The 17,185-nt window shown below is 61.3% G+C and carries 19 protein-coding genes and 1 riboswitch; of the genes, 7 read left to right on the top strand and 12 right to left on the bottom strand.

Annotated features, from left to right (window positions below; translation table 11 throughout):
• Positions 1 to 7 precede the first annotated feature (7 nt).
• Positions 8 to 1,030 carry a ketol-acid reductoisomerase gene (ilvC, locus tag ACOYQJ_RS00210; protein WP_422903980.1) on the bottom strand — a complete coding sequence of 341 codons (1,023 nt, stop codon included), beginning with the start codon at positions 1,028 to 1,030 and terminating at the stop codon, positions 8 to 10.
• Positions 1,031 to 1,164: 134 nt separating this feature from the next.
• Here ilvC and ACOYQJ_RS00215 point away from each other — a divergent pair, with 134 nt between their 5' ends.
• Entirely contained in the window at positions 1,165 to 1,620 is a 456-nt protein-coding gene (locus ACOYQJ_RS00215) for an Lrp/AsnC family transcriptional regulator (protein ID WP_422903981.1), read from the top strand.
• A complete protein-coding gene (locus tag ACOYQJ_RS00220; protein ID WP_422903982.1) occupies positions 1,617 to 2,072 on the top strand; it encodes an Lrp/AsnC family transcriptional regulator in 456 nt (151 codons plus the stop codon). The genes ACOYQJ_RS00215 and ACOYQJ_RS00220 overlap by 4 nt, the downstream gene beginning before the upstream one ends.
• A gap of 9 nt (positions 2,073 to 2,081) precedes the next feature.
• On the opposite strand, the gene ACOYQJ_RS00225 is transcribed toward ACOYQJ_RS00220, so the two are convergent.
• Positions 2,082 to 2,864 carry a hypothetical protein gene (locus ACOYQJ_RS00225; RefSeq protein WP_422903983.1) on the bottom strand — a complete coding sequence of 261 codons (783 nt, stop codon included), beginning with the start codon at positions 2,862 to 2,864 and terminating at the stop codon, positions 2,082 to 2,084.
• Positions 2,865 to 3,016: 152 nt separating this feature from the next.
• Between ACOYQJ_RS00225 and ACOYQJ_RS00230 the strand changes: the two genes are divergently transcribed.
• A complete protein-coding gene (locus ACOYQJ_RS00230; protein WP_422903984.1) occupies positions 3,017 to 4,144 on the top strand; it encodes an aminotransferase class V-fold PLP-dependent enzyme in 1,128 nt (375 codons plus the stop codon).
• Here ACOYQJ_RS00230 and ACOYQJ_RS00235 read toward each other — a convergent pair.
• The 4 genes from ACOYQJ_RS00235 to ACOYQJ_RS00250 form a co-directional block, all read right to left on the bottom strand.
• On the bottom strand, positions 4,087 to 5,292 hold the full coding sequence (locus tag ACOYQJ_RS00235; protein WP_422903985.1) for a Hint domain-containing protein: 1,206 nt from the start codon (positions 5,290 to 5,292) through the stop codon (positions 4,087 to 4,089). The genes ACOYQJ_RS00230 and ACOYQJ_RS00235 overlap by 58 nt on opposite strands.
• Positions 5,293 to 5,390: 98 nt before the next feature.
• Positions 5,391 to 6,584, bottom strand: coding sequence for a UbiH/UbiF family hydroxylase (locus ACOYQJ_RS00240; RefSeq protein ID WP_422903986.1), 1,194 nt, complete (start codon positions 6,582 to 6,584; stop codon positions 5,391 to 5,393).
• Between the two features lie 57 nt (positions 6,585 to 6,641).
• On the bottom strand, positions 6,642 to 6,851 hold the full coding sequence (locus ACOYQJ_RS00245) for a hypothetical protein (RefSeq protein ID WP_422903987.1): 210 nt from the start codon (positions 6,849 to 6,851) through the stop codon (positions 6,642 to 6,644).
• A gap of 124 nt (positions 6,852 to 6,975) precedes the next feature.
• Entirely contained in the window at positions 6,976 to 7,629 is a 654-nt protein-coding gene (locus tag ACOYQJ_RS00250; RefSeq protein ID WP_422903988.1) for a pyrimidine 5'-nucleotidase, read from the bottom strand.
• Between the two features lie 100 nt (positions 7,630 to 7,729).
• Between ACOYQJ_RS00250 and ACOYQJ_RS00255 the strand changes: the two genes are divergently transcribed.
• Entirely contained in the window at positions 7,730 to 8,374 is a 645-nt protein-coding gene (locus tag ACOYQJ_RS00255; RefSeq protein WP_422903989.1) for a GntR family transcriptional regulator, read from the top strand.
• 62 nt (positions 8,375 to 8,436) lie between these two features.
• Here ACOYQJ_RS00255 and ACOYQJ_RS00260 read toward each other — a convergent pair whose 3' ends face one another.
• Positions 8,437 to 10,323, bottom strand: a complete 1,887-nt coding sequence (locus ACOYQJ_RS00260; RefSeq protein ID WP_422903990.1) for a glycosyltransferase family 2 protein — start codon at positions 10,321 to 10,323, stop codon at positions 8,437 to 8,439.
• 66 nt (positions 10,324 to 10,389) lie between these two features.
• Positions 10,390 to 11,538: a glutamine-hydrolyzing carbamoyl-phosphate synthase small subunit gene (carA, locus tag ACOYQJ_RS00265; protein WP_422903991.1), complete on the bottom strand. Its 1,149-nt coding sequence runs from the start codon at positions 11,536 to 11,538 to the stop codon at positions 10,390 to 10,392.
• Positions 11,539 to 11,724: 186 nt separating this feature from the next.
• Here carA and ACOYQJ_RS00270 point away from each other — a divergent pair, with 186 nt between their 5' ends.
• The gene (locus ACOYQJ_RS00270) at positions 11,725 to 12,186 is read left to right on the top strand and encodes a GatB/YqeY domain-containing protein (RefSeq protein ID WP_422903992.1); all 462 of its coding nucleotides are present in this window, start codon (positions 11,725 to 11,727) and stop codon (positions 12,184 to 12,186) included.
• 64 nt (positions 12,187 to 12,250) lie between these two features.
• Here ACOYQJ_RS00270 and ACOYQJ_RS00275 read toward each other — a convergent pair whose 3' ends face one another.
• The 3 genes from ACOYQJ_RS00275 to ctaD all read right to left on the bottom strand — a co-directional run bounded on the left by ACOYQJ_RS00275 (position 12,251) and on the right by ctaD (position 15,499).
• Positions 12,251 to 13,153, bottom strand: a complete 903-nt coding sequence (locus ACOYQJ_RS00275) for a hypothetical protein (protein ID WP_422903993.1) — start codon at positions 13,151 to 13,153, stop codon at positions 12,251 to 12,253.
• Between the two features lie 16 nt (positions 13,154 to 13,169).
• The gene (locus ACOYQJ_RS00280) at positions 13,170 to 13,661 is read right to left on the bottom strand and encodes a DUF2244 domain-containing protein (protein ID WP_422903994.1); all 492 of its coding nucleotides are present in this window, start codon (positions 13,659 to 13,661) and stop codon (positions 13,170 to 13,172) included.
• A 164-nt stretch (positions 13,662 to 13,825) separates the two neighbouring features.
• The gene (gene ctaD / locus ACOYQJ_RS00285) at positions 13,826 to 15,499 is read right to left on the bottom strand and encodes a cytochrome c oxidase subunit I (protein ID WP_422903995.1); all 1,674 of its coding nucleotides are present in this window, start codon (positions 15,497 to 15,499) and stop codon (positions 13,826 to 13,828) included.
• 435 nt (positions 15,500 to 15,934) lie between these two features.
• On the opposite strand from ctaD, the gene ACOYQJ_RS00290 reads away from it, so the two are divergent.
• Entirely contained in the window at positions 15,935 to 16,138 is a 204-nt protein-coding gene (locus ACOYQJ_RS00290) for a hypothetical protein (RefSeq protein WP_422903996.1), read from the top strand.
• 42 nt (positions 16,139 to 16,180) lie between these two features.
• A riboswitch (cobalamin riboswitch) is annotated at positions 16,181 to 16,385 on the top strand.
• Between the two features lie 118 nt (positions 16,386 to 16,503).
• Positions 16,504 to 16,806 carry a hypothetical protein gene (locus ACOYQJ_RS00295; protein ID WP_422903997.1) on the top strand — a complete coding sequence of 101 codons (303 nt, stop codon included), beginning with the start codon at positions 16,504 to 16,506 and terminating at the stop codon, positions 16,804 to 16,806.
• On the opposite strand, the gene ACOYQJ_RS00300 is transcribed toward ACOYQJ_RS00295, so the two are convergent.
• Positions 16,799 to 16,975, bottom strand: coding sequence for a hypothetical protein (locus tag ACOYQJ_RS00300; RefSeq protein WP_422903998.1), 177 nt, complete (start codon positions 16,973 to 16,975; stop codon positions 16,799 to 16,801). The genes ACOYQJ_RS00295 and ACOYQJ_RS00300 overlap by 8 nt on opposite strands.
• Positions 16,976 to 17,185 lie beyond the last annotated feature (210 nt).

A 17,185-nucleotide genomic window follows, 5' to 3' on the forward strand; every position in this document is an offset into this window, starting at 1 on the left:
CGAGCGCTTAGTTGCGCTCTTTGTCGACCATCTTGCCTGCGGAAATCCACGGCATCATGCCGCGCAGTTTCTCGCCGGTGGCTTCGATCTGGTGCTCGTCGTTGATCTTGCGGGTCGCTTTGAAGGACGGTTGGCCAACGGCGTTTTCCAGCATGAAGTCACGCACGAATTTGCCGGTCTGAATGTCGGTCAGAACCTCTTTCATACGGGCCTTGGTCTCGGCGTAGGGCAGGATGCGCGGGCCAGAGACATACTCGCCATACTCGGCCGTGTTCGAGATCGAGTAGTTCATGTTGGCGATGCCGCCTTCGTAGATCAGGTCAACGATCAGCTTCACTTCGTGCAGGCACTCGAAATAGGCCATCTCGGGTTCGTAACCGGCCTCGACGAGGGTCTCAAAGCCCATGCGGATGAGCTCGACCAGACCGCCACACAGAACCGCCTGTTCACCGAAGAGGTCGGTTTCGCACTCTTCACGGAAGTTGGTTTCGATGATGCCCGAGCGACCGCCACCGATGGCCGAGCAATAGGACAGGCCGATCTCCAGCGCCTTGCCCGATGCGTCGTTGTGAACCGCCACAAGGCAGGGCACGCCGCCGCCTTTGGTGTATTCACCGCGCACGGTGTGGCCGGGGCCCTTGGGGGCCATCATGATGACGTCAACGCCGGGCTTCGGCTCGATCAGGCCGAAGTGCACGTTCAGGCCGTGGGCGAAGGCAATGGCAGAGCCTTCCTTGAGGTTGTCATGCACGTACTTCTTGTAGGTGTCGGCCTGCAGTTCGTCGGGCATGGTGAACATGATAACGTCGCACCAAGCTGCAGCTTCGGCGATGCCCATGGTCTTGAGGCCTTCGCCTTCGGCTTTCTTGATCGAGGGCGAGCCTTCGCGCAGGGCGACGACGACATTCTTGGCGCCGCTGTCGCGCAGGTTCAACGCGTGGGCGTGGCCCTGCGAGCCATAGCCGAGAATGGCGACTTTTTTGTCTTTGATGAGGTTCACGTCGCAATCGCGGTCGTAGTAAACGCGCATGATAGGCTTCCTTCCTATGGGTTGTGGTTGAGCCGCACTTTAGGCTTGGTGGCGCGAGAGGGTTTGCATTTTTCGGGTAATTTGGGCAATAAGCTGGTAGATCATTCTTAAAATGGCCAGAGTGCGAAAAAATCATGCTTGATGACACGGACCGGCGCATATTGCGCTACTATCAGGCGGCCCCTGAGTCTGCGACAGCGGAATTGGCCGAACGGGCGGGGGTGACGCCGTCGACCCTGACGCGGCGGTTGGAGAGGTTGCGCGACAAGGGCGTGCTGCGCGGGGTGCGTGGGGTGATCCACTGGCCGTCTCTGGGATATGAGGTCGAGGTGTCCTTGCGGGTGACGCTCGACAAGACGCAGGCGCGAGCCTTTGACGATTTTCTCGAGGCGGCGCGCGAGGTGCCCGAGGTGCTGGAGATCCAGACCTTTCTGGGACAGGTCGATGTCCGCCTTTTGGTGATCGCGCGGGACATGGTTCACTATCAGCAGCTTTACCGCGAACGTTTGCTGACCCTGCCGCATATCGCGGACATCGAGGCCTTGATGCATGTGGCACGGCTGAAAGCGCAAGAAAGTCTGCCGCTATGATCGCTCTGGATGACATTGACCGCGCTTTGGTGCGGGCCTTGGCGCAGGATATGACCGCCAGCGCCGGCGGTTTGGGCCGCGAATTGGGACTGTCGCAGCCGGCCTGTTGGCGCAGGATCAAACGGCTGCGCGAGGCGGGGGTGTTTCGGACGGCGCGACTGGATGTGGACGCGGCGGCGTTGGGCTTTGGCGTGACGGTCTTTCTGGGGGTCAAGCTGGCCACCAAGGGTCGCGTCAGCCTCGAGGATTTCGAGCGCGCAGTATCCGCCATCCCCGAGGTACAGACGGTCGAACATGTTCTGGGCGTTTATGACTATCGTCTGCGCGTTGTGGCCCGGGACATTTCGGATTTTGAGCGGGTGCTGCGGCGGCGGATCATGACCCTTCCCGGTGTCGGGAACCTTGATGCCAATGTTCTGCTGAGCGAGGAGCGTCGCCCCGGTCCGATCTAGCGGGCCCTCTCAGGCAGGGCCGGGGAAGATTGCCTTCATCTCACGCTCGAACCGGGACCAGGACATCGTGGCCTTGTTCCCCGCAGTCCCGGCGTAGTGCGATTTGCCGGTGGAGTTGGGCAGTCCGGCCCAGATGCGCGCGATATTGTTCATGAACCCTTTGCGGCTGAGTTCGCCGCGTTGAAGGGCGTGCAAGCCCGCTTCGGACAAAAGCTGGTTGGCCAGTCGGTCCTGAAGCTGCGTTGAAAAGCGGCTGGTGACCGGCACGTTCAATTTCTTCACCAGCCGCCTTAGGGTGCTGGGAATGAACTGGTAGCGGCCGATGGCATGGTGCTGACCGGGCGTCGCGGCGATCCAGTCATAGATTTCCTGCACCGTCATCGCGGTGGGGCGTTTGGGCGGCTTGATCCTGGCCGCATAGACCACAGCGTCATACCCGTGACGCCCGGCTTCGGCTTGAGCGATCAGATGGCGCAGGCGTTCGACCTGGCCTGCGTTCCTGGGCAGGGCGAGGGCGGCAACCGGTTCAGAGCTGCGAGGTTGGCTTTGGTCGCGCGGCTTTGGCGCAGCGGGCGCAAAAAAGCTGGTCCCGCTCTGCCCCGAGAACAGGCTGGCGGCGCGCCCTGTGGTGATGTCCTGTGCGGCGGGCTGGCGGATCGGCACCAGCGGCTGGGCCTGTGCACTGCTGTCGTCGCGCAGAAAGAAAGCCACCTGCTCGGCCAAGGCCGGTCCTGCAAGACAGGTCAGGAAAAGCTGCGCAAGGCAGGTCAGGACGAGCTGTTTCAGAGGCATTCTGCCCTCGGGTCCGGGAATATTCTTCAGGCAGGACCATCGCGCAGATAGGTTGAGATTCCCTTGCCGAAGCTGCCGCCTGCGTCATTTGGGGTTTTGCGCGGGGCAGGCACCTGCGATACCTCTTGGGAAAAGCCAAGGGAGGATGCGCCATGGGTGCTTTGCAAGATACAGTTGATCCGCAGGGAATGGACGAGTTTTCGGTCGTTTTCACGGACCGGTCGCTGAATCATATGTCTGCCGCCTTTCAACAGGTAATGCGCGACATCTCGGAGATGTTGAAACAGGTCTATCACGCGGATGGCGTGGCATTGGTGCCCGGTGGCGGCACCTACGGAATGGAGGCCGTGGCGCGTCAGTTTGGACGCGGCGCCGATGTTCTGGTGGTGCGCAACGGCTGGTTCTCCTACCGCTGGTCCCAGATTTTCGAGGCTGGCGGCTTTGCCGGACAGACCACGGTTCTCAAGGCGCGCCGCACCGGCAATGCGCCGGATGCGCCCTTTGCCCCCGCGCCGATCGAAGAGGTCGAGGCGAAGATCGCCGAGATGAAACCCGATATCGTCTTTGCCCCGCACGTCGAAACCAGCGCCGGGGTGATCCTGCCCGACGATTATGTGACTCGCATGGCGAAGGCGGCGCATGACGTTGGCGCCCTGATGGTCTTGGACTGCATCGCCTCTGGGTGCATCTGGGTCGACATGAAGGCCACCGGGGTCGACGTGCTGATTTCGGCGCCGCAAAAGGGCTGGTCGTCAACGCCCTGCGCCGGTCTGGTGATGCTGTCAGAGCGGGCGATTGCGCGGCTTGATGAAACCAGCAGCGACAGTTTCGCCATTGATCTGAAGAAATGGTACCAGATCATGCAGGCCTATGAGAACGGCGGCCACGCCTATCACGCGACCATGCCGACGGATGGGTTGCGCGCCTTCCGCGACACCATGGTCGAGACCCGCGATTACGGGTTCGAGCGGCTGAAAGAGGCGCAATGGGCGCTGGGTGAAGCCGTGCGTGCGATGTTCGCCGCCAAGGGGGTGTCCTCGGTCGCGGCGCAGGGGTTTGGCGCGCCGGGCGTTGTGGTCAGCTACACCTCGGACCCCGAGGTCCAGTCAGGCCGGGCCTTTGCCGCGCGCGGCATGCAGATTGCTGCTGGCGTGCCGTTGCAATGTGATGAACCTGAAGGCTTTTCCACCTTCCGCATCGGGCTGTTTGGACTGGACAAGCTTTATGACGTCGACGGCACAGTCGCCCGGCTCAAACGGGTTGTCGACGCGGTGCTTTGAAACCTTAACCCGCGCACCGGGCTTTGCGGGAAAAGCGGCAGGAAAACCCGCGCTTCTGCGGCCTTGAGAACGGGGCGGGCAAGCGGCCCGTTCTGCTTCAATTTGGGTAAAGTGGAAAACAGTTCGGCCAGTTCGGCGCAATGGTCTGGCGGCAGCGCTTTGCAGGTCTCCGCGCCGGGGTACAGGCTTTCGCTCCAAGCGCCATTGCTGCGCACCAGATGATGCTGGTCCAGCAAGAGGTGGTAGTAGGTCACCGTCTTGCACGGGCTGGGGCGGATGGTCGTGCCATTGTCGAGGTATTTGGCCGCGCTCAGCACATCTTCGCGTCCGAAGCAAAGATTGGGGACCGCCCCGCTGAGCAAAACCCGGTGATTTGGCGAGACGTACAGGGGCGCGAAATTCCCAAGGATACCCGGCGCGAAACGGATCGGCGCCTGCCCAGCCATACCCGGCACGCTGCGTTGCCCGATCCAGCGGATGCTGCGCAGGCCATGGTCCTTCGTGACGACCCGGGTTCCGGCATGCAGCGTTTCGATCCGGCGCGGGCCGCGGGCGGTGTCGATCCAGGTTCCCTTGGCAAAGCAGATCAGCTCGGCATTGTTGGCATCGAGGTTAAAGGCGCTGTCACCATCTTCGATCGAGCCCGGATCGACACTGCCGGAGTCGTCATAATCGAAATCGGTGTTTCGGTCGATTTGTAGCCCGGCTGAAGGTGATGTAACCGTCCAGTCGATCAAAGGCGTGATCAGTAGTTGCCCCATGGCCGGAGCGCCGGGGTCCGAGGATTGAAAAATCGATGTTCCATTGAACTTGAGATAGGTGTCGCCCATCCCGCCCGCATCGTCCTGCACATCGGCAGTCTGACCGGGGTTTTGCGGAACATATGTATATTTCGGCGGCGAGGCGGCGACGAAGTCCGCATAGGTTTCGTAAACCACGAACCCGGTCATGGCCGAGCTGTCCTGCAACTCGCCCGACGGGGTGACATTGATAAAGTTGAACACAATGAAATCGTCCGGCTCGAATGGCATCGAGCCGCCGTAGACATTGATATAGCCGTTGTTGTCCTGCCCACCGTTTGCGGTGGTTCCCACCGATGGATTGAGCAAGACATTCGCGCCATAGGCGTATACGTCGCCCACCGCCATTTATTTCCTCCAAGCCAGTCCGGAGACTGTGGAGTAACAGCCAATTTCGTTAAAATTCCGCAATGACGGCGATGAATAAGCCTGGCATTGTTTGGAAATCAGCGCCCGGCACCAAGCCCCAGCTGCATGAGCGTTCTGCGAACGGGTTTCAACGCATAGAGACCGTCAAGCGCTTTGGCGCGGGCGTCGCGCAGCATGGGGTTCGAAATCATCGAAGTTTTGTTCAGCAAGGTGATCCCGGCGACACGGGCGCGCACATCGGCAATGCGTTTGCGGTGATAGGCGTCCAGCATCTTGGCGTCGCCCAATGTGTCGGGGCTGGCGATGGCCAGATCGCGCAGCGCGGCAAGGTCTTTCAGCGACATGTTAAGCCCCTGCGCCCCAATGGGCGGAACCACATGCGCCGCTTCGGCCACAAGGGCAAGACGCTGGCCGCTCAGACGTTCGGCCTCTTGGGCGATGATCGGCCAAAGGGTGCGTCGTGAGGCGAGTTTGAGCGGGCCGAAAAGGTAGCACGACCTTTCGGACATCTCGGCTTCAAAGCTTTGTTCGTCCAGTGCGAACAGGCGTTCGGCCTTGGGGCCCTCTTCCATCCAGACGATCGCAGAACAGGGGCGGCCCTGATGATCCGGTAGGGGAACCAGCGTGAAGGGGCCACCGGTGCGGTGAATCTCGGTCGAGACATTGGCATGCGGGATCGGATGCGTGACCGCAAAGGCCAGCGCCTTTTGACCGAACCGGGTGGTTTTCACACCAATCCCGGCGGCCTCGCGCATCGGTGAATTGCGACCATCCGCGGCGATCACAAGGCGGCAGCGGGCGCGGGTGCCGTCAGACAGGCCGACACGCGCCTCGGCCTCGCGGGTGAACAGGCTGGTGGTGGCCGTGCCGGGGCGGAAATCGACATGCGCCAACTCGCGCAGTCGGGCGACCATCTCACGGCGCAGCAGCCAATTCGGCAGGTTCCAGCCAAAAGGTTCGTCCGAGATATCGGTGGACTCAAAGTCCTTCACAACACGCGGCTCGGGTTTTTCGCCTCCGGCGTCGACGATGCGCATGATCTCAAGCGGGGTGGCGTAGGGCGCAAGGCGCTCCCACAAACCGGCGTCGTGCAGGAAATCACGGGCAGGTTGCAAAAAGGCCGTGGTGCGCAGGTCTGCCCCTTCCGAGGTGCTGTCCATCACCGGCGGGGTTGGGTCGACGCACAGGATACGGAACCCTGACGAGGCAAATGCGGCGGCTGCGGTCAGACCGGCAATGCCGCCGCCCGAGATAACGATGTCGTAGTCCATGGCTCTAACTCCTTGCGTCGCAAAAATAGTGCGCGGAGGTGCGAAAGACCATGCGGCTTACTTGCCGACGGTGATCAGAATCAGCGTCGCGTAGATAAAGGGCACGGTGGCCAGCGCCGACATCGCCAGACCCGGCAGCCCAAAGGTGAAGGTCATGAGCGCGACCAGGGCCACAAACAGCGCGACTGCGAGATAAACGCCCCTGTCCCCGGACAAAATGCCTTTGGTCGGCGCCGAATTTTCGGCTGCTGCCTTGCTGTCTGACATTTTCGCGTCTCCTGATGATGATGTCTGTCGAAGACATAAGTTTTTCAGGAGGGGTCAAAAGGTACGAAATGTCACATCTTGGATGTTTATTATGGATATCCGGAAATGCCGGGCCGCGACTGCGTTACTCTCTGGAAACAAGCCGTTTCAAAAAGCTCGTCAAATCATTTGTGTGATGATGGATATGCACCGCCGCTTCCGGGGCGGGGGCGACATGAACCGTGCGCATCCCCATGTCATGCGGGGCCGCCAGATTGCGCGGGTCGTCCTCGAACATCGCGCCGAGCGACGGGTCGATACCGTCATGCGCAAAGACCGTCTCAAAGGCGCCGCGTTCGGGTTTCGGGGCATAGCCGGCATGCTCGACCCCGTAGATGGCGTCAAATGCCGCCTCAAGCCCGCGACTTTTGAGCACCTGTGCCGCATAAGGCGCGCTGCCGTTGGTATAAACGATCTTGCGCCCGGGCAGGGCGGCGATCATCTCGGCCAGATGCGGATCGGGGGAAAGCGCGTCAAAGTTGATGTCATGCACCTCGTCCAGATAGGCGTCGGGATCGATCTTGTGTTCCCGCATCAGCCCGGCAAGGGTGGTGCCGTGGGTCGCCCAATAATGTTTGCGCAACTTGTCAGCCTCGGGGCGGGTTGCGCCGGTGGCCCGCATGACAAAATCGGTCATCTTCACCTCGATCTGATCGAACAGACGCGCGGCGGGCGGGTAAAGCGTATTGTCCAGGTCAAAGACCCAGTGACGCACATGAGAGAAGAACGACTTTGTCATGATTGGAAAGTAAGCTCGCAAAGTGCCTGTGGCAATGGGTGCGCTTGATTGCGCTCACAGGCCGGGGCTAACCTGCGCCGATGTGCGAAGGAGGAGTTGCATGACACAGGCCAGACCGCCGCAAAAGGACGCCTATACCCTGATCCTTGATGCCATTGACGGCGGCGTCTATCGCCCCGGTGACCGTTTGGTCGAAAGCGAGCTGGCAGACCGCTTTGGCGTGTCGCGCACACCGATTCGCGAGGCATTGCAACGGCTTGAGACGCAAAGCCTTTTGGCGCGGGATGGGCGCTCACTGATCGTGGCTTCGCTGGATCATAACCAGATGGCCGAGCTTTACGCGGTGCGTTCGGAGCTGGAGGGGCTGGCGGCGCGGCTGGCCGCGCGCCATGCGACCGAAGAAGAAGTGCAGGTGCTCGCTGAGATGGTCGATGAAGACCGTGCCTTGCTGAACGACCCTGCGGCGCTGAGCCGGGCAAACCGGCGGTTCCACAAGATGATCCACCTTGCCTCGCACAACCGGTTTCTGGTGCAGCAGCTGGATCTTGTGCATCGGTCCATGGCCCTGATGGCGACAACCTCCCTCGCGGCGGACGGGCGCGGCGAGATCGCCTTGGCTGAACACTCGGCGATTGTCGAAGCGATCGCCAAGCGGGACGAGGAAGCGGCATATCGCGCGCTGAAAGATCATATCTCGGTGGCTTTTGTCACGCGGCTGAAGCTGGACGCGCATTCGCACGGGTGATCTGCGGCTGTTTCAGAAACGCTTTAACGCGCAGCGGTCGCACGACAAGCTGTTGATAAATCTCAGCCGTCGCTGGGAATGTCCGCGGCCGGGGTATCTGGCGCTGAGTGACCGTGCTGGGTCTTGTCCCAGTAGAAGGGTTTGAACAGCGTCTCGTAGAGCGCCTTGTACAGCGCCATCGTTCCAAGCGGGAAATAGGCGAACAATGTTGGCACCCAGAGCGTCAATCCGCGATGCGGACTGCGCGCCACAGCGGCCAAGCCGATAACGATCGAGATGGCCTCGGCGCTGAGGAAAAGCGTGGTCAGGGTCAAGATCACTGGCCGCGACAGGTAAGGGTCCAGCGGGTGCGGCAAACCAAACAGCACCAGCCAGAACGACCACAGCACCGGGGCCAGCGCAAATTGCAGCAAAGTGCCCATCAGCAGAACCTGCATCCCGACAAAGCGGCGCGGCCCCAGCTCGCGCCAGAGCCGCAGCGGGCGGCGGCTGTGCACCCACCACGTGATACCGTAGCCCTTGAGCCACCTTGAACGTTGTTTGACCCAAGGCCAAAAGCGGTTGTTCGCCTCTTCCCGGGTGGCGGTGGGAATCAGTTCGGTCACAAAGCCGCTGCGCGCCAGCCGAAACCCAAGGTCGGCGTCTTCGGTCACGTTGTGCGCATCCCAGCCGTGAACAGCTTCCAAAGCCTCACGCCGGAAAAAGATCGTGGTGCCGCCCAGCGGAACGGCGAGACCCAGCCGCGCCAGCCCGGGCAAGAGCACGCGAAACCAGCTGGCGTATTCCACCGCAAAGCAGCGCGACAGCCAATTGGCGCGCGGGTTGTAGAAATCGAGAATCCCCTGCAGGCAGGCGACATTGGGCGGCGCGCGGCTGAAATGTTCGGCAACGCGGGTCAGTTGGTCAGGTGCCGGGGCATCTTCCGCATCATAGACCCCAATGATCTGGCCGCGCGTGAAGCGAAGGGCGTAGTTCATGGCGCGCGGTTTGGTGGTGACGGACCCGGGCGGCACCTCGATCACGCGGCACCATGGCGGCAGGCGTGTTCGGGCAAGGGCGCGGTGGGTCTGTTCATCGCCAGCCTCAAGGATCAGCACCACATCCAGCAAAGCCTTGGGGTAGGTCAGGCGCGATAATCGCGCGATCAATGTCTCGGCGATCTCTTGTTCCTTGAACAAGGGAACGAGGATCGACATGGACGGCGGATTTCTCGGCAGGATCGGGGCGCCGGCAGGCGCCTGTCTGCGGGGCAAGGCCAGCAGGGCCGCCAGCTTCATCCCTTGCGAGGCGATCAGTGATCCAAGCGCCAGCATAAGCGCGGCGCCGAAGAGCAGCGTCGGGGCAAAGGCCAGAGCCAGCAGGCAAAGCCCGGCGGTCAGAGAGGCCAAGGCTATCGCGCCGCGCCCGGCGCTGTTGATGTCGCGGCAACTGTCCTCGGGCGCGCGCCAGGTTTCCGCGCGCTCAGCCAATGCTTCGCCGTGACGCGCGGCGATCTCATCGTGAACGTCGGCTTCGAGGGTCAGCGCCATCATGACCGGACCCAGTCGGCCCGGCAGGATTTGCAGCAGCTCTTCGTACTGATCCGGGCGGGCGGTGGCCAAAACCAGAGTATCGCCCAAGCGCATCCAGGGCAGGACTCCATGTTGCAAACAGAAATCAGCGGGCAAGAGCGTGGCCAGACCGGTGTCTGGGGGGCTGTCTGCCCGTCGCAGTACCATCGCGGCATAGTGCTGGGCCTGTGCAGCAAGTATATCTTCGCGGCTGGCCAGCGCCTCGGCTTCAAGAACACGGGCCACCGGTTCGCCAACGCGCGAGGCTTCGGCCAAAGCGCCCAGCATGGTGCGGGGCGCGACCTGTCCGCCATCTATCAGCAATCGCGAGACAGGCTGGCCGCGGCGCGATTGCGCCTGCGCCAGATGCCCCTCGACCAATTGGCTTTGCGTGCTCATGGATCACATCTCATCAGATGAGATCAGTTCGCACGCATTTCCTTAAGGCAAGGTTAACAAACGCCTTTACGCGGCGTTCATAGAGGCAGCAAATCGTTCGAAAAGATAAAAGCTGTCCTGCGGACCGGGGCTGGCCTCGGGGTGGTGCTGCACGCTAAAGACCGGGCGGCCGGCCATGCGGATACCGCAGTTCGAGCCATCAAAGAGGCTGACGTGGGTTTCCTGAACGCCCTCGGGCAGGGTTTGGCTGTCGACGGCAAACCCGTGGTTCATCGAGGTGATCTCGACCTTGCCGGTCTCGATGTCCTTGACCGGATGGTTCGCGCCATGGTGGCCGTGGTTCATCTTGATCGTCCGGGCGCCAAGCGCCAGCGCCAGCATCTGGTGTCCTAGGCAGATGCCAAAGACCGGCAGTTCGGTCTTGTCCAGAAGGCCGCGGATCATCGGAACGGCGTATTCGCCTGTCGCTGCAGGATCGCCGGGGCCATTCGACAGGAATACACCGTCGGGGTTGTGGGCCATGACATCGTCATAGCTCGCTGTGGCCGGCAGAACCGTCACGTCGCAGCCCGCCGAAGCAAGGCAGCGCAGGATATTGCGCTTGGCGCCATAATCCACGGCGACAACCTTGTGCTTGGGATTGGTCTGCGGGGCATAGCCCTCGGGCCAAGCCCACCGCATTTCGTTCCAACGGTAGCTTTGCGCGCAGGTCACGTTCTTGGCCAGATCCAACCCTTCGAGGCCAGAAAAACCGCGCGCTGCAGCGACCAGCGCGGCAACGTCGAAGTTGCCTTCGGGGTCGTGCGCCATGGCCACATGTGGCGCACCTTGCTGGCGAATGGCCCGGGTCAGGCGGCGGGTGTCGATGCCGCCGACGGCAATGCGCCCGCGCGAGGCCAGCCAGTCAGACAGTTCCTGCACCGCGCGCCAGTTCGAGCTTTGCGTCGGCATCCATTTCACGACCATCCCTTCGGCCACCGGATCACCGGTTTCGTCATCTTCGGGGTTCACCCCAGTGTTGCCGATGTGGGGGAAGGTGAAGGTCACGATCTGGCCCGCATAAGACGGGTCGGTCATGATCTCTTGATAGCCGGTCATGGCGGTGTTGAAGCACAGCTCGGCGGTGCTTTGACCGGTGGCGCCAAAGCCTTGGCCGTAAAAGAGAGTGCCGTCAGCAAGTGCGAGGCAGGCGGTGGGTTTGGGCGCAGAGGGCATGGCAGTGCTCCGGATGATGTGGGGCAAATTGCGCGGAACCTAAGTCTTGTAGGGGGCAGGGTCAAGACCAATAGGGATTTGTGTTCTTTAGTATATTCAATGGGTTAGCGGCGGCATGTGCGGTTGCACGGGGCTGCGGCTTTGGGTAATGTGCAGTCTTGTGCCAAAACAGGGGATGTGAGGCTGATGGATTTGCGCGCCAAGGTAAATGCGGCTGTCAAGCAGGCGATGCGGGACAAGGCTGCCGCTCGGCTTTCAACGCTGCGTCTGATCAATGCGGCGATCAAGGATCGTGACATTGCCGCCCGCGGTGAGGGCAACGAGCAAGGGGTTGATGAGTCCGAAGTGCTCGGAATTCTTGGGAAAATGGTCAAGCAGCGGCGTGAGAGCGCCAAGACCTACGAAGAAGGTGGCCGTCTGGATCTGGCCGAGCGCGAGCTGTCCGAGATCGAGATCATCGAAGAGTTTCTGCCCAAGGCCCTGTCGGAAGGCGAGGTAAAGGCAGCAGTCGATTCTGCGGTGGCCGAAGTCGGCGCCGAGTCGATCCGAGACATGGGCAAGGTCATGGGGGCGCTCAAGGCCAAATACACCGGCCAAATGGATTTCGGTGCGGTTGGCCCCATGGTCAAGGAACGGCTGTCGTCATAAGCCGGGCTTATGACTGATCTGCCGGAGCATTTTGAAAGCGGGCATTTGCCCGCTTTCTTCGTTTCTAAGGGGTAGGAAAGTCCTGCGCGATGGCGCTTAGCGTCTCGTTGTCCGTGATGCGGAACCGCTGAACAAACCGGGTTTTGAAGCCGACACGGCCCCGCCGCGCGCCAAAGTTTTCGCCGTGGTTCAGGATATAAAGCACCGACGGGCGGTTCAACGGCGTCAGGGTGCGCCCGGCCAGCGCCGCAAGGTGCGGGAACATCCGGTGTTCGTGGGCCGTCATCTCGCGCAGGAAAGTCGCGCTTTGTGGTTGCGACGGATCGTGGCTGATGGCGGCGCAAGACCCGCATAGCTTCCAGAAGGGTTTGCGCAACGGTCGCCCAAGGCTGGGTTTGTCGGCAAGGGCAAAGGCATGTGCGGCATGGTCCATGACAAAACCCGACTGTACAAGATAGCCCCCCGGCGCTTGACGGCTCAGCATTTCGCGGACAGTGCCCTGACGCAGCAGATCGTCTGCGTCAAAGCTCATGACATAGCCGGTTGGCAGGTTCATCCGGGGCAGGTAATCGCAAAGTGCCGCCAGTTTGCGCCATTTGTCGTTGCCCGGGGCAGTGTCGTCAAAAGGCAGGTGGGTGATGCGCGGATCATCCGGCAGGGGCGGGCGCTGCTGGCAGCAGATCACGGCGCGCCAGTTCGGATCGTCTTGCGCGACAAAGCTTTTCAGAGTGGTTTGCAGCCGCGCTGTCACCGACTCCCAGTCGCCTACGTGATGGGGACCAACAAGCGGGACAAGAAAGGTGACGGTTTCGCGCCGTTCTTTTGGCAAGGGCAGGGCGCGCAGGGCCAGCGCGGCCCTTTCGCTGGGGGCCTTGGCGCGTGTCTTCGCCGCCTCGGGGCCTGCCAAAGCCGCCCAAAGCCGGATCAGCGCGCGGTGCGTTTTGGGGGTGGCAGGGGCCTGCGCCATCTTGCGCCTCGTCAGATCAGGGGTGGCTCAGTCGCTGTAAACGGTCGTGCAATTCAGCATAAAGCACTTTGCGTTCGTCTTCGCTTAGAAATGCACCGATCTCAACCTCTCTTCCGCTGCCTTTGAGGGTGACGTAGTTCGGCACTGGCCCGCCGGTCTGATGCAGTGCCGCCTGGACCCAATAGGTGTTGCTTTCCCAATCCTGCACGTCGCCCTTGGGATTGGTGCGGCTGAGGTGCGTCAGGTCCGGGGTGATGGTCAATACCTCAAGGATCTGGCGGTCACGGTCATTTTTGCGCAGCGCGTAATAGAGCGCCCCGACCGCCGCCAGCATAAAGGGCAAAAGCGCCCAGAGCAGCTTGGTTCCCAAAAGCCCATAAAACGGCATCGAAGCAAACAGGAAAAACCCAAGGATCATCGCGGCAAACCCCTCGGGCGACAGGGAGTTATGCGGCCAGGCACGCAGTTCGGCGGTATTTTCTGAGGTTTCAGTCCAGGTGTGGGGCATGGGTCACATCGCGGCTTTGTGGCTTCTTTGGGCCAAAAATATCCCGTGGGAGACGCCCAGAGGGCGGCGGGGGCAGAGCCCCTACGATTACACGAATGCAGGGGCAGAATAAAAAAGGCCCCGCAAACTGCGGGGCCTTTCGATTTTCACTCAGGTCCCGGCGCTTAGTGCGCGTGGCCCTTGTCCCAGTCTTCCTGCTTCGGCAGCTGCTCGAACGTATGCTCGGGCGGCGGCGAGGGCAGGGTCCATTCCAGCGTGTCGGCCCATTCGTTCCAAGGGTTCGCCTGCGTGCAGCGTGCGCCGCGGGTCAGAGCGTGGAACATGATGCCGAAGAACAGCAGGAACGATGCGAACGAGATGAAGGCACCCCAGGACGACACGTAGTTCCAAGTTGCGAAAGCATCCGGATAGTCGATGTAACGACGCGGCATGCCCTGACGGCCCAGGAAGTGCTGGGGGAAGAAGGTCAGGTTTGCGCCGATGAACATCAGCCAGAAGTGAATCTTGGCCATGGGTTCCGAGTACATGCGGCCGGTCATCTTGGGGAAGTAGAAATAGACCCCCGCGAAGATCGCGAAAACGGCCCCCAGCGACATCACATAGTGGAAGTGCGCAACCACATAGTAGGTGTCATGATAGGCGCGGTCGACGCCTGCCTGGCTCAGCACCACGCCGGTCACGCCGCCAACGGTGAAGAGGAACAGGAAGCCAAAGGCCCAGAGCATCGGCGCCTTCATGTCGATGGAGCCGCCCCACATGGTGGCGATCCAGCTGAACACCTTGACCCCTGTCGGGACCGCGATGACCATCGTCGCCAGCATGAAGTAGGACTGCTGTGTCAGCGACATGCCAACGGTGTACATGTGGTGTGCCCAGACAACAAAGCCCAGTGCGCCGATCGCGATAATCGCCCAGACCATCGGCAGATAGCCGAAGATGGGCTTGCGCGAGAAGGTCGCAATCACGTGGGAGATAATGCCAAAACCGGGCAGGATCACGATGTAAACTTCGGGGTGACCAAAGAACCACAGGATGTGCTGGTACAGGATCGGGTCACCGCCACCGCCGGGCTGGAAGAAGGTGGTGCCAAAGTTCCGGTCGGTCAGAAGCATGGTGATGGCGCCAGCCAGAACCGGCAACGACAGCAGGATCAACCACGAGGTGACAAAGATCGACCACGAGAACAACGGAACCTTGAACAGGGTCATCCCCGGCGCGCGCATGTTCAGGAAGGTGGTGATCATATTGATCGCCCCAAGGATCGAGGAGGCACCCGAGACGTGCACCGCAAAGATCGCCAGGTCCATCGAATAGCCGCCCTCAGAGGTCGACAGCGGCGGGTACAGAACCCAGCCCACACCCGAGCCCATCTGGTTGTTGCCACCCGGCGAGAAGACCGAGCAGACTGCCAGCGTGGTGCCGGCCACGTAGAGCCAGAACGACAGATTGTTCATCCGCGGGAAGGCCATGTCCGGTGCACCGATCTGCAACGGCATGAAATAGTTGCCAAAACCGCCAAAGAGAGCCGGAATGACGACGAAGAACATCATCAGGATCCCGTGGCCCGTGATCAACACGTTCCATAGGTGGCCATTGGGGGTACATTCGCCCGCGGCGGCGGCGGTCAAACGCCAGCCTTCGAGGCACATGTATTGCACGCCCGGCTCCATAAGCTCCAAGCGCATGTAAACGGTAAAGGCCACCGAAACGAAGCCCGCAAACGCAGAGACGATCAGGTACAGAATACCGATGTCTTTGTGGTTGGTGGACATGAACCAACGGGTAAAGAACCCGCGGTTGTCTTCGTGATCGTGGCCGTGAATGGCGGCGTCTGCCATTGTCTGCCTCCTGCTGGTCTCTCAACAAACGTACCACGGCAGGGGGAATCCCCCGGCGCATACGTCTTCCCTTTCACGTTTTAGAATGTGAGGCCGGGGCGGGCAATGGCGGGATTTGACACAGATCAAACATTATTGTCGCACCCGGATTGATCTGGCGCAACGTCGGTCACATGGATTGGGCCGTTCCTTGGGTGCTTCCCGGATCAGTCGATATTGGCGCATTTGATGTTTTCGCACCTTGGTCCTGCGGTCTCGGCGGCCCCATGCCCGAATGTCACAACGCCGCGCAAGATGCGTCCCGGCGCGTCCGTTCGTTGATTGGCTTGCCTGATACGCCAGAAGGTCAGGCATTCCGGACTGACGCAGATGTGCGCCCTGCGGCATACTTCCCTGCATCTGCTTGCACTTCGCCCCGGAAGGGAGATTTCAAAAATGGCTTTTTACGACAACAGTTTTCCTGCACGTCAATCCACCCTGCGCAGCCGCTTTGCGCGGTTGTTTGACACGCCCTTTGACCGCCGCCAGCGCCAGTTGACCGCCCGCATGGCGTATCTGCGCAGCCTATCCGATGCACAATTGTCCGACCTCGGCATGACCCGCGATACGATCCTCATTCACGTTTTTGGCGGGCGATGACCGTCTGCCCAGATGCTCTATTGCACGAGCGCGACGCCTCTGGCACACTCTAAGCACGATGGTGATCGTGAGGTTTGACCCTGCGATCCAAAAGGGAACACGGTGCGGGCTTTTGCCCCAAGCCGCGACTGCCCCCGCAACTGTAAGCGGTGAGCGATCCGTCAAATCCACTGGCCTGTTCGGGCTGGGAAGGGACGGTAAGCTGTGACCCGCGAGTCAGGAAACCTGCCATCCCGGACGTCCCTGGGCGTTCAATGCAACTTAACCCGGGCGGGGTGCTCCGGGCAGAGCCAGAGCCACGGGGCGCGTATATGTCCTTCGCCTTTGTATCTGTCCCATCGCCCGCCCCTTGCGCGGAGGGCGCAATGCTGATCGCTAGAACCTTGAACGGGCTTCAGGCCCACTCTTTAACACCCGAGCGCGCCCGCGAACTGGGCCAGCTTGGCTATATGCAATGGCTGGGGGCCTTGCCGCCCGACAGCGATTATGAGTTCGAAGCCGTGCGCGCCTATCTGCGCGCCATGGACTTTATCGAAACAGACCCTGCCATCGCGGCCTTTTGCGACTTGATCCGCGACTCGCTGCGCAGGCCGCTGCGACCGCTTGATCTGGCGCTTCCCAAGGCCCGGCGGCGCGGCGGTGCGCGCAAACGGCGTCTGTCTATCTAGTTTGCACCTGATCAGGTCCGCCCGCCGGGACCGGAGGTTCAACGGGCGGGCGGAGTGGCACGATCCCGTCAAACCACTTGGCGCGCCGGGTGGCATTCAGGAACAGGTTGAACCGCAGCGCCTGTGCAACTTCGGGCGGTTCGACCAGATCATAGACAACGCTGGCCATGCATTCGGCAGGCTGATCTGGCCCGAGGCGTCCGCCGCCAGGTTGTCTGTCAGGCTGCCGCTCCAGTAGCGTTTGACCATCGCGGCCTCGTCGCAAAAGGTGAACTCGCCCAGTAGCGAATAGCCGGACAGCCAGGCACGTTCGGAATGGCCAGGCTTGGCGTCTGGCGGATCAGCAAGGGGCCGCCTTGCACGACATTGCGGCGCATGA

The organism is Pacificoceanicola algae (assembly GCF_049341065.1).
Classification (GTDB): domain Bacteria; phylum Pseudomonadota; class Alphaproteobacteria; order Rhodobacterales; family Rhodobacteraceae; genus Pacificoceanicola.

Bases quoted from the DNA above. Each gene is read 5' to 3' on its own strand.
- ilvC (WP_422903980.1), bottom strand. From the start codon at position 1,030: ATGCGCGTTTACTACGACCGCGATTGCGACGTGAACCTCATCAAAGAC.
- ACOYQJ_RS00275 (WP_422903993.1), bottom strand. From the start codon at position 13,153: ATGGCGCAGGCCCCTGCCACCCCCAAAACGCACCGCGCGCTGATCCGG.
- carA (WP_422903991.1), bottom strand. From the start codon at position 11,538: ATGCCCTCTGCGCCCAAACCCACCGCCTGCCTCGCACTTGCTGACGGC.
- ACOYQJ_RS00295 (WP_422903997.1), top strand. From the start codon at position 16,504: ATGCTGATCGCTAGAACCTTGAACGGGCTTCAGGCCCACTCTTTAACA.
- ACOYQJ_RS00245 (WP_422903987.1), bottom strand. From the start codon at position 6,851: ATGTCAGACAGCAAGGCAGCAGCCGAAAATTCGGCGCCGACCAAAGGC.
- ACOYQJ_RS00220 (WP_422903982.1), top strand. From the start codon at position 1,617: ATGATCGCTCTGGATGACATTGACCGCGCTTTGGTGCGGGCCTTGGCG.
- ACOYQJ_RS00290 (WP_422903996.1), top strand. From the start codon at position 15,935: ATGGCTTTTTACGACAACAGTTTTCCTGCACGTCAATCCACCCTGCGC.
- ACOYQJ_RS00300 (WP_422903998.1), bottom strand. From the start codon at position 16,975: ATGGCCAGCGTTGTCTATGATCTGGTCGAACCGCCCGAAGTTGCACAG.
- ACOYQJ_RS00215 (WP_422903981.1), top strand. From the start codon at position 1,165: ATGCTTGATGACACGGACCGGCGCATATTGCGCTACTATCAGGCGGCC.
- ctaD (WP_422903995.1), bottom strand. From the start codon at position 15,499: ATGGCAGACGCCGCCATTCACGGCCACGATCACGAAGACAACCGCGGG.
- ACOYQJ_RS00250 (WP_422903988.1), bottom strand. From the start codon at position 7,629: ATGACAAAGTCGTTCTTCTCTCATGTGCGTCACTGGGTCTTTGACCTG.
- ACOYQJ_RS00235 (WP_422903985.1), bottom strand. From the start codon at position 5,292: ATGGCGGTGGGCGACGTATACGCCTATGGCGCGAATGTCTTGCTCAAT.
- ACOYQJ_RS00260 (WP_422903990.1), bottom strand. From the start codon at position 10,323: ATGAGCACGCAAAGCCAATTGGTCGAGGGGCATCTGGCGCAGGCGCAA.
- ACOYQJ_RS00225 (WP_422903983.1), bottom strand. From the start codon at position 2,864: ATGCCTCTGAAACAGCTCGTCCTGACCTGCCTTGCGCAGCTTTTCCTG.
- ACOYQJ_RS00270 (WP_422903992.1), top strand. From the start codon at position 11,725: ATGGATTTGCGCGCCAAGGTAAATGCGGCTGTCAAGCAGGCGATGCGG.
- ACOYQJ_RS00255 (WP_422903989.1), top strand. From the start codon at position 7,730: ATGACACAGGCCAGACCGCCGCAAAAGGACGCCTATACCCTGATCCTT.
- ACOYQJ_RS00280 (WP_422903994.1), bottom strand. From the start codon at position 13,661: ATGCCCCACACCTGGACTGAAACCTCAGAAAATACCGCCGAACTGCGT.
- ACOYQJ_RS00240 (WP_422903986.1), bottom strand. From the start codon at position 6,584: ATGGACTACGACATCGTTATCTCGGGCGGCGGCATTGCCGGTCTGACC.
- ACOYQJ_RS00230 (WP_422903984.1), top strand. From the start codon at position 3,017: ATGGGTGCTTTGCAAGATACAGTTGATCCGCAGGGAATGGACGAGTTT.